Genomic DNA, 14,714 nt, shown 5'->3' on the forward strand with positions numbered 1-14,714 from the left:
TAGCGGCGATTGAAAGCAAGCAATTAGTACGGATTTTACCCGAATACGAATCTAAGAAAGAAGATGTTTGGTTGATCTACCCCGATAGAAAGGGCATAAGTTTACCAACACGGCTATTGATTGATTTTTTATTACAAGAGATCCCAGAAAGGGCTGGTTTGTAATGAAATTCGTGACAGTGTTGTGCACTAGAGCCTGATTATCTTACTAATTTAAAGGATTAGACTCTCTCCCAATAATTCTATTTGGAGAGAGATGATGATCTCACGTTCTAACCTGGCAAAATTTGCTATTTCCCCTGTTGCATTCTTCGTTTTAACAGCGTGTAGTCAGGCTCCTGCACAATCTATAGCGGATCCCGCCAAAGTTGAACGTCCAGTTCAAATTATGACGTTAGAAACCACTAAACAAGCCAGCATAAAACAATTTTCAGGTGTACTGGAAGCGACCCAAACTGCAAACTTAGCGTTTAAAGTGCCAGGTACTATCGAAGCCATTTTGGTGAAAACTGGCGATAGCGTCGACAAAGGGCAGGTATTGGCGAGGCTGGAACCCCACGATTATCAAGTCAATGTTCTCGAACTACAAGCACGCTTAGCCGAAGCCAACGCCGCGCACCATCTTGCAAAAGTTGAGCTGAGTCGCGTTAAACAGGCCATTGCTGATGATGCTATTTCAAAAGTAAATTTGGACCGAGCTCAAAGCGGCTTTAAGCGCAGCCTAGCCATGGTTGATGTGGTCGGCCAGAATCTACAGAAAGCCCAAGATGCGCTTGATTATACGGAACTTAAAGCACCTTTTAGCGGCATTATCGGATCAAAACATCAACAAACCTTCGAACAAACATCAGCAGGTGTTAGCCTGTTTTCGCTACATCAACCCAATAAACTTAAAGCCCTGATTGATGTCCCCGAGAATCTAATGAGTAAGTTAGCCATTGGTCAGCAAGCCAATATTAGCTGGTATGGCAATGACAAACCGCTGCAAGCCAAGCTCACCGAAATGACTACATTAGTCGATCCCATCAAGCAAACCTATGAAGTTCAATTTGTTATAGAGCAACAAGCGGATGCGCTATCCGGCAAGGCTGTGATTGTGGCTGTTGAAATTAATGACGCTAAAACCAGCTTTTGTGTGCCTTTTGCGGCGCTTAAAGGCGAAGGGGATAGCCAAAGTGTTTATCTCGTTAAAGATAAGGCTATCAGTCAACAAAGGGTAAACATTGACTCAATGCACAGCAATCGTGTCTGTATCAGCGGCAACTTGCATGCAGGTGACGCCGTTGTCACGGCGGGAGTTCATTATCTTGAGCCTTCTCAAACAGTTGCAAACACAACTTTAAAAGCATTTAGTTACTAGGAGGCGTTATGAATTTAGCTGAATTTGCAATACGACAAAGACTGTTTGTACTCTTCTTTAGTGTGCTCTGCATCATTGTTGGGATTATCTCCTATTTTGAATTAGGTAAGCTGGAAGATCCGTCATTTACCGTCAAAAGTGCCGTGGTTGTAGTACTTTACCCTGGCGCCTCTGCCAAAGAAGTTGAGGAGCAGGTCACCGATAAAGTCGAAACGAAACTGCAAGAGATGGGAGCAATGTGGAAACTGCGCTCTTTATCACGTCCTGGTAGCTCGATGATCTTTATCGATCTCAAAGAGACAACTAATTCAGATGAACTACCGCAACAATGGGATCTACTGCGCCGCAAAGTGAATGATGTGAAATTAACGCTGCCTACAACTGCGCAAATTAGCATAGTTCAAGATGAGTTCTCTGAAGTTTACGGCATGCTGTTCAGTGTTTATGGCGAAAATGCAGAGCCGGAAGAGTTGCGTCAATACGCCAAAGAGCTGCAACGCAGATTAAAAACGGTGGATGGCATTAAAAAAATTGAACTGCATGGTGTGCAAAGCCAGGCCGTGTATGTTGATCTGCCAGAAGAGCGCATTGCGCAATATGGGATCTCAACAGCGCAAGTGATCAATCAGCTCACCACACAAAACCTGACATACGACAGCGGCAGTTATGAAGCTGCGGGTGAGCGTATTCGAATTGACCAAGGTAGTGCGTTTAAATCAATTGATGATATTAAAAACTTTACCCTTAAAGGCGGTTTTGGCAGCAACAGCTCTGGTTTACTGAGACTAGGTGATATTGCCGATGTTAGTTTGGCGTATAAAACGCCAGCGACGACCATCAGCCGTTTTAATGGCAAGACTGCTGTCACATTGGCAGTGAGCCCGGTGAAGGGCATCAACGTGGTAAGCCTTGGCGATACCATGACACAGATTATTGCCGATTATCAGCAAGAGTTACCGCTTGGGATCAATATTGGCACCATCGCATTTCAGCCTGATGAAGTCGCTAAATCGATTGAAGATTTCGTGATGAATTTGCTAGAAAGTGTCGCGATTGTTTTTGTGGTATTGCTTATCTTCATGGGCTTTAAGAGTGCCACAATTGTCGGTAGTAGCCTGCTGTTTACCATTTTACTGACATTCATCTATATGTACGTTGCAGGTGTTGATCTACAGCGCGTGTCCTTGGGTTCATTTGTACTGGCACTGGGTATGTTAGTGGATAATGCCATTGTTATCACTGACCTGTTTATTGTGAAACTCAATAAAGGCGTTGAGCGTACCAAAGCCGCTATAGAGTCGGTTAAAGAAACCTCTAAACCGTTACTGGCAGCAACGGTTATTGCAATTATGGGCTCAAGCCCTGTGGTCTTCTCGCAAACGGATTCAGGCGAGTTTGCCGCTTCAGTATTTCTCATTATCTGTTCGTCGCTACTTTTCTCTTGGATTGTCGCGGTCACATTGACGCCACTACTTTGCTGGTTATGGATAAAGCCAGACCTTGAAAAAGGCCAACAGAATAAGAAAACCAGTCGTTACCAGTTAGCCGTTAACTGGACGGTAATGAATCCTGTTAAAGCGATCTCTATGGTTATTCCACTGATGTTGGTCACAGCTTTGGCTGTTCCCTATGTTGCGGTCAATTTTATTCCAAGCTCTGACAGACCTATGGTGTTCCTCGATTACTGGCTACCGAACGGTGGTGACATTGCAGAAACATCAACAGACATGAAAAAGATTGAAGGCTGGCTAATGCAGCAACCTGAGATAACCACCATATCAAGTTTTGTCGGCGCCAGCGCTCCTCGATTTTCCGTGACCGTCGAGCCTGAACCCTACGATACTAGCTATGGTCAAATCGTTATTAACGTTGCTGACTACGATGGCATTGAGCCTTTAACAAAACGTGCTGAAGTGTGGCTTGCACAAAACTTCCCAAATTCTGAGCCACGTTTTAGAGCGTTAAAACTCGCGACTAAGGACAAGTTTAGTATTGAAGCGCGTTTTTCAGGCCCTGATCCACAAGTGCTGCATCGACTATCCGATGAGGCGCAAGTCATCATGCAGGCCAATAGCAATACCAAGTCTGTCCGTGACGACTGGCGCCAGCAAAGTAAAGTTATCGAACCTGTTATTAATCAGGAGCAAGCAAGGCGCGCGGGTATTAACCGTACCGATATTTCCTTAGCAATCAAACGAGCGACAGAAGGGGTTACACTTGGCACGCTAAACCAAGGTGATCAGATGATCCCGATTAGCTTTAGAATTGCTAATGCAGACTTGAGCAATATCGATACCTTGCCGGTGAAATCACTACTAGGAGTCCACAGTGTACCGTTAGGACAGGTTGTTGAGCGTTTCGAGTTAAAGTCTGAGGAAAGTATGATCTGGCGTCGTGACCGTGTGCCAGCCATTACAGTTCAAGCTGACGTGTTTGATGCAACGCCTGCGCAGGTGAGAAATCTAATTAAAGATGATATCGAAGCCATTACTCTGCCGCCGGGTTACGCCTTAGCTTGGGGGGGGGAATATTACGACGAAAATCGGGCCATTACTGACACTTTAAGCCAAATGCCTAAAGCATTGTTGATGATGGTGGTGATAATGGTCGCCATGTTTAACGGTTTTAAGCAGCCATTGATCATATTGATCACCTTGCCATTAGCGGCGATTGGTGCAACGTGGACACTGTTGTTATTAGATAAGCCTTTTGGGTTTATGGCGTTGATTGGTGCCATTACGTTGTCGGGAATGATCATTAAGAATGGCATCGTGTTGATGGACCAAATCGAGCATGAGCGGGCCAAGAAAATACCGGTAAAAGAAGCGGTAAAAGCGGCAACCTTGAATAGAACCATGGCCATTTCTATGGGAGCATTAACCACGGCGCTTGGGATGATCCCCTTACTCAGCGATCAATTGTTTGATCAAATGGCAGCCACGATCATTGGCGGACTAGCCGCTGCTACCTTGCTATCGCTGTTCATTATGCCGGCATTCTATTGCTTGTTTTACCGCAATGCTGACCAAGCCATGGCGCAAGAGACTCAAGCACAAGATACTCTATTAACCACAGCAACAGTGGAGCAAAAATAATATGAATCTTTTTAAAATAACACCAATAGTTATCGCGATGCTCATGACTGGCTGTGCGGTAGGCCCTGATTATCAGGCGCCTAGCACTAATTTAGACACTGAATACTTGTATCAAGATACTGCGGGTACCGTCGCTGGTGAGCGAAATAGTGCAAATGCAAATGCATGGTGGACGCAGTTTAACGACCCAATCCTAAATCAGTTGGTGATTGATGCGCAAAACCAAGCTATTCCGTTAAAGATAGCTGCACAACGCATTAGAATGGCGCAGTCGTATCAAGCCGCTATTGAGTCATTCAAAGTGCCGACGGTTAATTTAGGGGCAGGTTTTGGAAACTACCAAATCAGTGAAAATGACCCATTACTCGGTGGAGCGATCACCGCTAAAAACCCCGCGACAGGCGATGATTTAGGCTTAGTTGATGATAACAACAGCGCCTTTTTTGCGGGAGCCACCATTGCTTGGGAAGCGGATCTGTTTGGCAGAATTGACAGACAGATAAATGCTGCAACAATCCGTAAGGAACAAATGGTCATTATGCGTGAAGGGCTAACCACCTTGATCACCTCTGATGTGATCCATAACTATCTGCAAATGCGCGGTGCACAAGAGCGTAAACAGATAGCACTGCACACGATTGAAGATCAACAGCGAACATTAGAGCTAGTACGCTTGATGGTGAAAAGCGGTTACGGCTCAAAACTCGATGAAGCCCGTGCAAAAGCGATGTTAGCCGCAACTAAGTCTGTAATACCTCAACTTAGTATTGCGGAAAATGCCCACAAACAGCGTTTAGCTATTTTGCTGGGTGAAACGCCAAAGCAGGGTGAGCAGCGTTTTAGTCAAGCGATGCCACTTCCAAGCTTTAACGGCGTGATCCCTACAGGGCTTCCGTCAGATCTACTCAATCGTAGACCCGATATCAGAATTGCCGAACGAGAAATGGCGGCGTTAAATGAAGAGCGTGCAGCTGCAATCGCCGCGCAATACCCAAAAGTCTTCTTAACGGGCGCGCCCGGAGTGTTAGCTAAGGACTTTGACGACCTATTCAGCAGTGACTCTATCACGTGGGCGGGCAGTATTGGCGTAAGCTGGAATGTATTTGATGGTGGCCGCGGAGATGCCATCGTTGAAATGCAAGAAGCGCGTTTTGATTCAAGTGTTCTCAGCTATCAACATGCGGTCATCGCTGCTTTTGGTGAAGTTGAAACGTTATTGCAGGGCTACGGTTACAGTCAGCAGTATGTACAACTTGTCAGCGAAGCTGAAGCCGAAACGACCTATGCGGTCAATAAAGCCAAATCACTTTACCAAGCAGGCTTGAGTGATTATTTGTCAATTCTCGACGCTCAGCGACAGGAAAATATGATTAAAGATCGTGTGGTTGCGGCAAAGTTACAAACTGCGCATATGACCATTGGGCTACATAAAGCACTCGGTGGTAATTGGCAAGTAGAAAACGTTTCAGCTAACGAATAGAATCCTATAAATTGATAGCAAAAAGCAGCACTTAGTGCTGCTTTTTTTTGGAAAATTAAACATTTAATCTATCAGCCTAAGATTGGCGAACCTTGTGGTAGCACTAAATTAATTGCATTTGGCATCACCGAAAAATGATGTACGAGATGTGAAGTGGGTTCACCATCGAGGTTTACCGGCAGGGGTTGAGTAGATTCTAAGGTAATACTTTGCACCTGCATACGGCTTACGTATTCGCCATTTAAGTTGGTGTCGATCAGTTCATTAATCACCTGCTTTACTGCAGAACTGGGAAAGTGTTTGACTAAAAGTACATCGAGTAGGCCGTCATTGAGCAAAGCATTTTCTGCCAGTTTTTGCCCACCGCCTGCAAGCCTTCCATTACAAATAGCACCCAGTAACCCGGCACCTTGTTGTTCGACTAATTGACCATCAGCCAATATGGCAGTTATTTTTCCTTGATACGGAGTGAAGTTAAGTGCTTGAACTAAACCTGAAATGAAATAGGCTTGGCCGCCTAACAGATCTTTAAGTTCGACTGGGGTCTCGACAGTTATTTGCGCACCAAAACCTGCTGAGGCAACATTGATAAAATAGCGGTCATTGGCTTGTGCCATATCCACTTTATGGGCACTACCTGATATTGCTAAGGTTAGCGCTGCTCCAATTTCGGTTGGAATAAGGCAAGCCGTGGCAAAATCATTGGCAGTGCCTAAAGGCAAAATGGCAATTTCAATGTCATCAAGCAGATTTACCAGTGTCGGCTCTGTCTGCTTTAAGTTCGCAATGGCATCAACTAATTCATTAACGGTGCCATCGCCTCCGCCAGCGATGATCCTGCTTATGTTGCTGCCGCTGGCCTCTCTAACAAAACGTGCTATATCACCCGCTTCCCAAGTGCAGCGGACTTCTATTAAATGCCCTTTTTGTCTTAACATCTGCACGGTTTGTCTTATTAACGGTAAACCTGCTTTTTTTCCATTAAGGATCAACATTACCATAGTGCTCGTCACCTCTTTCTTGCTCTATAAAGCGCGATTATGTTGATTAGTCTAGCATATCAGCAGCATTATTTACGGCGAGAGTAACCCAATCATTTATCTGGCTACTTGGTATCACTTAACCGTAACCGGACGTTTAGATTGCAGTTGTTTTATAAAAATAAAGAATAAATCAACGTGGTTTTTATTTAATGATAGAGACGAGTTTCTATTATATAAATATAACTCGTGACTATTATCATTAAAAATATATCGAGTTTAGGGATCTGGACTTTATTTCGAAAAAAGATAATTACTTGCCTAGTAATGTTAAACATATACCGACTAGTAAAACCTCCTGTTATTGTCATTGTGTGTCGTAATAAGAGGCCTCTTACATAATAACTTGATAATATCGCGCCATTATTTATTTGTGACTCGTATTTGCCAAACTCTAACGACAACATAAGTTACTTCAACGTGACTCTAAACGTCGCTTTTAAAAGAATATTTCAATTGATACTTATCAATTGAACCTTTCTATTTGCATTTACGGTGTATGGATTTCATTCTTACGGAGTACTTATGACAATGCTATCTAAACCAATGTTATTAATAACATTGGTTCTTTCTACCGCTTCACTTATCGGTTGCGCCGAACAACAAGCAGAACAGCCAATTAAGCCAACGGTTAGGCCTGTCAAAATAGCGACGGTAGAAAGTGCGGCTGCTAGCGTGCAACGCTCATTCCCAGCCCAAGTTGCAGCGAATGCGAGTACCGATCTTGCGTTTAGAGTATCGGGCCAGATCATTGAACATTTCGTTATTGAAGGCGATAGAGTTAAACAAGGGAGTTTAATCGCTGCATTGGACCCTACCGATTTTAATATTTTGCTGGACAATGCTAAGGCTAAGCATGAACTTGCTGTATCTCAGCATGATCGTAATTCAACCTTAGTCCCCAAAGGCTTAGCTACTAAATCAGAATTTGATACTTCTCGGGCTGAGATGTTGATGGCTAAGGCACAATTCGATCGCGCCAGTCAAAACCTTAAATATACTAAAATATACGCTCCTTATGATGGCATAGTGGCAAAAATCCACAGTGAAAATCATGATCATATCGCAGCGACACGCGCTATCATCGAATTCCAAAATGATAGTGTGAGTGACATTCAATTTGATCTACCTGAAAAGCTACTCAATCAGTTTGATCCTGAGCAATTCAAATTATTGACCACCCAAGTGGTACTCGATAGCTATCCTAATAAGCCGCTTAACGCCACGTTTAAAGAGATGCGTAAATCAACCAGCCTAGGCGCATTGAGCTTTAGAGTGACATTGTCTGTCAAAGCACCAGCTGATATGCGTGTATTGCCCGGTATGAGCGCCAATGTAAATACCGTTTTAGGCAATGAAAATGATTCAATGAGCAACTTGGTGATTGTGCCAATGAGTGCCTTGTTTAGCCCTGAAACTAATAAACTCGCCGATGGTGGTAAATACGTTTGGGTGGTTGATAGTCGTTATAAGACACATCTACGTGAAGTGTCAGTATTGCGGCTATTGTCGGCGGGTGCAGTCATTGATTCTGGCTTAGAAATCGGCGAAAAAGTGGTTACGGCGGGGACTTACCTTATTGCTGAAAACCAGCAAGTTAAAGAACTTAAGCGTGAGCGAGGCATATAATGACTTCTGTTTCAAAAGAGCAGTCTATGCCTGAAAACGTAGAAGATGAGTGCCGTAACGGCGGTATTGCGGGCTATTCGATGCGCAACTCTGTGGTGAGTTGGTTGATCATTATGGTGTTGCTTGTTGGCGGGATCCTGGCTTTTAAAGATCTTGGCCGATTAGAAGATCCTGAGTTTACCCCACGCTCTGCCATCATTGTCACTTCATACCCTGGAGCTTCTCCTGAGCAGGTGGAAGAGGAGGTGACCTTACTCATTGAAAATGCACTGCAACAACTACCGTCAGTTAAGTGGATTAAATCGGTCAGCACCGCAGGCTTGTCGCAGGTGGATGTGATGATGGAGTCTGAATATACCAGCCTTCACCTGCCACAGATCTGGGATGAAGTACGTCGCAAGATCGGGGATTTAAGAACCTTGCCTCCGGGGGCAAGTGAGCCGATGGTTAATGACGATTTCGGTGATGTTTACGGCATGATCTGGGGGATAACCGGCGACGGCTATGAAATGGCGGAAGTTGAGCGCTTTGCCGACCAACTTAGACGTGATGTTGTCACCTTAGATGGCGTTAGCAAGGTTGTGATCGGCGGCGTTCAGCAGCAACAAGTGTTTGTTGAGATCTCTAACAGCAAAATTTCAGCGTTAAACATCCCAATAGACCACATCGCCGCTTTGTTACAACAGCAAAACTCAGTCTCAAATGCGGGTCGTATACGGATCCAAGATGATACGGTGAGACTCTATCCAACGGGAGAATTTCAGGATATCTCTGAGTTAAGAGATTTGGTGATAAGCCCTGTGGGCTCTGATGCTCGGATCTTGTTAGGCGATGTTGCTGAAATAAAACAGGGCTATATCGAAGTCCCCAGCAAACTGATGTCAATGAATGGATTGCCCGCACTGGAGTTTGGTGTGTCATTTATGCCAGGCGAAAATGTGATTGAAGTTGGCGCTCGAGTGCAACAACACATCGATAGCATGCTCAACAAGCAACCGATTGGTATAGAGATGGAAAACATCTATAACCAACCGGTGCAAGTTGAAAAATCTGTCGATGGTTTCGTCTGGAGTCTGGTTGAAGCGGTGGTTATTGTTATCGCCGTGCTACTGCTGGCGATGGGCCTAAAGAGTGGCATCATCATCGGGATTGTATTGATCCTATCGGTGACGGGTACCTTTATCTTTATGGAACAGTTGGGTATCGACTTACAACGTATCTCTCTGGGCGCACTTATTATTGCGCTGGGTATGTTAGTTGATAATGCCATTGTGGTGGTTGAAGGGATCTTAATTGGCATGCAGCGCGGTAAAAACCGTTTCCGTGCCGCCATTGATATTGTTGAACAAACAAAGTGGCCATTATTGGGCGCAACCGTTATTGCCGTGACAGCCTTTGCGCCGATTGGTCTATCGGAGGATATTTCTGGTGAATTGGTCGGTACGCTATTTTGGGTGGTATTAATCTCGCTTACATTAAGCTGGATCACGGCCATTACAACGACGCCATTTTTGTCGGCTATGTTCTTTAAAAATGTAAAACCGGCCGCTGAAGGCGAAGAGTCAGACCCTTATAAAGGGATAGTATTTACCTCTTATAGACGATTTTTAAAAGGCTGTATACGCCATAGAAAGATGACCATGCTGTTATTGGTTATCCTATTGCTGGGATCAGTTAAGGGCTTTGGCATGTTGAAGAATGAATTCTTCCCGCCAATGAACCTACCTAAGTTTATGGTCGATACTTGGTTACCGTATAATACCGATATTCGCGCTACCGCCGCAGAAATTAAAGCGATGGAACAGTTGGTATTAACGCACCCCGAGGTCACTCAAGTTGCCTCAAGTGTGGGGGGCGGCCATGTGCGGTTCATGCTCGCATATAAGCCAGAGAAGACCTATAACAACTACGGTAACCTGATGGTCACCATAAAAGATATGGATAAACTTCTCGATGTGATGCGCGATGTGCGTGACATGCTTGAAACCCACTTTGCCGGTGCCAACTATAACTTCAAACGGTTCGAAATGGGGCCTGCGCCAGATGGAAGAATAGAAGCGCGTTTCCAAGGTCCAGATCCTGATGTATTAAGAGTATTGTCAGCGCAAGCTAAAACCATTATGGCGGCGCACGAAGGGGCAACGGCTGTTCGTGATGACTGGCGTGAGCGTACTAAAGTCGTGCGTCCAGTATTTAATGTAGAAGCCGCGAGAACATTGGGGATCAGTAAGTCTCAAGTTGATAGTGTATTACTAGCCAACTTCTCTGGTCGCAGTGTCGGTTTGTATCGCGATGGCTCAGATCTTATGCCCATCGTAGTGCGTCCTCCAGAAGCAGAACGTACCGATATTGGCGGGGTCATGGAACTGCAGATCTGGAGTCATCAACTAAATGAATACGTCAGTTTATCGCAAGTCGTGCACCGTTTTGATATCGAGTTTGAAGATCCAGTCATTATGCGCCGCGACCGAGTGCGCACTATTATGGCGATGACCGATGAAGACCAAATGGGGTCTTTAACCACGGCCGCAGTACAGAAGTCATTTATGGCTGAGGTGGAAGCGATTGAACTGCCTGAGGGTTACAGCATGCATTGGGGCGGTAAACATGAAACCTCAGCAGATGCACTGGTTGCCTTGGGTGAGAAACTCGGTGGCGGTTATCTGGTGATGATTTTGATCACCGTCTTGCTATTCAGCTCATTTAAGGATGCGGCGGTCATTTGGACTGTGGTGCCATTTGCGATAATTGGTGTCGTTGTCGGGCTATATACTGCTGATATGCCATTTACCTTCTTGGCGCTGCTTGGCACTATGAGCTTAACGGGGATGTTGATCAAGAATGCTATCGTGTTGGTGGAAGAGATTAAACTTCAAATCAAAGAGGGCAAAGAGGATTATCTCGCCGTGATCGACGCTTCAGTCTCTAGGGTTCGCCCGGTAAGCATGGCTGCGGTGACCACGGTACTGGGTATGATCCCACTGATCAGCGATGGCTTCTTTCAAGCAATGGCGGTCGCGATGATGGCAGGTCTCACTTTTGCGACCATCCTGACCTTGATTGTTACACCAGTGATGTACACCGTTATTCATCGAGTTCGTGCTCTGTAAATAACCTATACCCATGTTAAAGTAGCTTGGGTATTAACCCACACACTAGAACGTTAGCGTGTGGGTTTTCTATTTGTTTTATTGATCTGTATTAGGTTGTTTCTAAATTTAAATTGTAAGGCGAATATACCCGTATTGTTACGAGTATGCCTTTTTGTTGAGGGGAGTATATTGACGTCAAATTATCTCGTTGAATCGCTAATTTCTTAACTCATTGAAATTAGAGCGCGGAACCAAAGGTACGTCATGAAAAATTGTTACTCGCTTACTCTTATCGCTGTCGGTATTAGCACCGTACTACTCAGTGGTTGCACTGAACCACAGGCATCTCCCGATGCCGCTAAGCCGTTACCTAGTGTCGAAACCATTTCCCTTTCAACGACTGCAATCACCCCCTATTTTGATTTTATTGGTCGAACTGTTGCAGTAAGCGATGTCGATATTATCCCTCGTGTTGGCGGCGAGTTAGTGGCTGTGCATTTTAAAGATGGCGACTTAGTTGAAAAAGGTGATCTGCTTTACCAAATTGACCCTCGAGTTTACCAGGCAAAGTTAACATCAGCAGAGGCCACACTTGCAATGGCAAAAGCGAATGTAGTCATGGCATCAAGTAACGAAAAACGTGCTAAAAAATTGATTAAAGATAAGAGCATCAGCGAAATGCAATATGACACGGCTATCGCCGACTACGCCACCGCATTGGCGTTAGTGACAGAGGCGAAGGCAGCAGTCACCTCAGCTGAATTGGAGCTGGGGTTTTGTTATATCTACGCTCCGTTATCAGGGCGCGCTGGCTTCAGTGCATATCGCGTCGGCGATCGTGTCACCATTGCAGTCAAAAACCGCCTGGTTTCAATTGCACAAGTAGATCCAATCCATTTCAATTTTGATATTGATGAAAAGCTTTACCGTCGCATTCGTTCCGGTGTTGATAAGGCCACGGCTAAAAATCAGCTTGTTGATCCAGACTTAACGCTGCAACTATCAGACAACTCTATCTATCCAGAAAAGGGCGAGATCTATGCCGTTGGCAACAGGATCAATCCCGATAGCGGTTCAATCAATATACAAGCCAGTTTTAACAATGATGACTACTCGTTGATCCCTGGCGAGCACGGCATGCTAAACGTTAAGTTCTCTAACCAAACAATCAACGGGGTTCTTGTGCCTCTATCGGCGTTGCAGCAGAACCAAGCGGGAGACTTTGTCATGGTCGTAGACAAAGAAATGGTAGTTACCCCTCGTTATATCGAACTCGGTCAGCGATATGGTATCAATCAACATGTGATTGAAGGCTTGCAAGCGGGCGAGCGAATTGTGGTTAAAGGCTTACAAAAAATCCGCGCCGGGGTGACCGTTAACGATATAGCGCAAGCAAACTAAGAGTAAGTCTTTTTAATTTAGTGAGGAACTAGCAATCATGCTTAGCAAGTTTTTTATCTACAGACCCAAGTTTGCGTTGGTGATTTCACTTACGCTCACTTTGCTCGGGATCATCGCGCTACAGATCATGCCTGTTGCGGAGTATCCACAGATTTCACCCACCGTGGTAATGACGGTTCATACCGTTTAAAGGTGGCCTTTGGTATTAATGGCCGTTCCTATCGCGATCTTAGGCGCGATGGGTACGCTACTGCTGATGGGCACGCCGTTTGACCTTTATGTGCAGATTGGGGTGGTGATCTTAATTGGTATGTCGGCCAAGGTCGCCATTTTGATTGTTGAGTTTGCCAAGACTCTTCGAGAAGAAAAGGGTATGGGTATCGTTGAATCGGCTGTAGAAGCTGCAAGACTGCGCTTTAGAGCGGTATTGATGACAGTATTTGCCTTTATCTGGGGCGTATTCCCGCTGGTTGTTGCATCGGGTGCCAGCGCTGAGTCGCGTCATTCATTAGGCTATGCCGTCTTCGGTGGCATGATATTGTCGACAGTTGTCGGTGTGGTATTAGTGCCTGCATTTTTCGTGGCGATGCAAACGCTGCGGGGAAAATGTAAACCACAACAGCACAATGCGGAGGTGACTCTTTAGTATTCTCGCCCTTGTATTTGAATCTTGACCTGCTAGGTAACATGCTGAATTAGTGAGTTAATCAAGTTGATTTTGAGGCCAAACCTTTGAGGTTTGGCCTTTTTTTAGCCCGTTGTTATTGTTTTCGATAGTGAGTTTTCTATGGCAATAAAAGTTGCCTCCCCCTTGTTGTAGTACAAAAACTGTCCGCATTACTTTACTGCTACTTTGTCGACAATTTTGCGCGAAAGTGTTGACTAGGTCACATAATGGCGATAGATTGTCGACAATCTATTTTGTAAAACTCATCGATGGTTTATGACATTTTTCACTGAACAGCCCGTTACATCAGCGGATAAGACCTTTTTTCAACTTCGTAAAGATATTGTTGAAGGCGCTATATTGGCGGGATCTAAGCTCAGTGAAACAGAGTTGTCGACAAAATATGCCGTGAGTCGCGCGGTGATCCGCGAAGCGATTAATCGTTTAGAAGCCAGTCATTTAGTCGAACGTAAAGCTAATGTCGGCGCCAGAGTGGTGACCCTGACACCTGAGGGGCTAATAGAACTATATCAGGTACGTGAGTCACTCGAAGGCATGGCCGCTCGCTTAGCCGCACAGAACATGACCGATCATGAAATAGCCGATCTGCAATCGCTACTGAATTCCCATTTCGAAAAAGTCCAATCAGGGCAGAGCTATTATCAAGAAGCGGGCGATGTCGATTTTCATTACCGCATTATCGTTGGCAGTAAAAATAAACACCTTATTTCGATACTTACCGATGGTATTTATCATCTGGTGCGCATGTATCGTGTTCAGCTGGGCATGAGTGGACCGCGAGTAACCACCGCTTTTGATGAACATAAACACATAGTACAAGCGATTTGTAATCGAGATGCGGAGCTGGCTGAAATGCTAATGCGTCGTCATATCTTGTATTCAAAATCGAGTATCAAGAGCAAGCTTTTAAGCTAAATAGCGAATTAAATA

The 14,714-nt window shown here is 44.9% G+C and carries 10 protein-coding genes; 9 read left to right on the plus strand and 1 reads right to left on the minus strand.

The genetic code is table 11. The annotated features are described in order from the left end of the window. Positions 1-255: 255 nt before the first annotated feature. From L2755_RS18410 to L2755_RS18420, 3 genes are read left to right on the plus strand one after another with little or no spacing between them, the layout of a single operon-like run. Entirely contained in the window at positions 256-1,359 is a 1,104-nt protein-coding gene (locus L2755_RS18410; protein WP_248982142.1) for an efflux RND transporter periplasmic adaptor subunit, read from the plus strand. A gap of 8 nt (positions 1,360-1,367) precedes the next feature. Beyond that, a complete protein-coding gene (locus L2755_RS18415; protein WP_248982143.1) occupies positions 1,368-4,454 on the plus strand; it encodes an efflux RND transporter permease subunit in 3,087 nt (1,028 codons plus the stop codon). A gap of 1 nt (position 4,455) precedes the next feature. Then, complete coding sequence (locus L2755_RS18420; RefSeq protein ID WP_248982144.1) at positions 4,456-5,934, plus strand: efflux transporter outer membrane subunit; 1,479 nt, start codon at positions 4,456-4,458, stop codon at positions 5,932-5,934. Positions 5,935-6,005: 71 nt separating this feature from the next. On the opposite strand, the gene yegS is transcribed toward L2755_RS18420, so the two are convergent. Continuing rightward, positions 6,006-6,935 (minus strand): lipid kinase YegS, encoded by a 930-nt coding sequence (yegS, locus tag L2755_RS18425; RefSeq protein ID WP_248982145.1) that lies wholly within the window; start codon positions 6,933-6,935, stop codon positions 6,006-6,008. A 564-nt stretch (positions 6,936-7,499) separates the two neighbouring features. On the opposite strand from yegS, the gene L2755_RS18430 reads away from it, so the two are divergent. The 6 genes from L2755_RS18430 (at position 7,500) to L2755_RS18455 (ending at position 14,699) form a co-directional block, all read left to right on the plus strand. Further along, entirely contained in the window at positions 7,500-8,603 is a 1,104-nt protein-coding gene (locus L2755_RS18430; RefSeq protein ID WP_248982146.1) for an efflux RND transporter periplasmic adaptor subunit, read from the plus strand. A gap of 26 nt (positions 8,604-8,629) precedes the next feature. After that, positions 8,630-11,713, plus strand: coding sequence for an efflux RND transporter permease subunit (locus L2755_RS18435; protein WP_283102876.1), 3,084 nt, complete (start codon positions 8,630-8,632; stop codon positions 11,711-11,713). Positions 11,714-11,959: 246 nt separating this feature from the next. Next, a complete protein-coding gene (locus L2755_RS18440) occupies positions 11,960-13,096 on the plus strand; it encodes an efflux RND transporter periplasmic adaptor subunit (protein ID WP_248982148.1) in 1,137 nt (378 codons plus the stop codon). 37 nt (positions 13,097-13,133) lie between these two features. After that, positions 13,134-13,286 (plus strand): efflux RND transporter permease subunit, encoded by a 153-nt coding sequence (locus L2755_RS18445; RefSeq protein ID WP_248982149.1) that lies wholly within the window; start codon positions 13,134-13,136, stop codon positions 13,284-13,286. An 18-nt stretch (positions 13,287-13,304) separates the two neighbouring features. Continuing rightward, positions 13,305-13,742: an efflux RND transporter permease subunit gene (locus L2755_RS18450; RefSeq protein ID WP_283102877.1), complete on the plus strand. Its 438-nt coding sequence runs from the start codon at positions 13,305-13,307 to the stop codon at positions 13,740-13,742. 297 nt (positions 13,743-14,039) lie between these two features. Next, the gene (locus L2755_RS18455; protein WP_248982150.1) at positions 14,040-14,699 is read left to right on the plus strand and encodes a GntR family transcriptional regulator; all 660 of its coding nucleotides are present in this window, start codon (positions 14,040-14,042) and stop codon (positions 14,697-14,699) included. Positions 14,700-14,714 lie beyond the last annotated feature (15 nt).

The organism is Shewanella abyssi, from assembly GCF_023284025.1.
Lineage (GTDB): Bacteria > Pseudomonadota > Gammaproteobacteria > Enterobacterales > Shewanellaceae > Shewanella > Shewanella abyssi.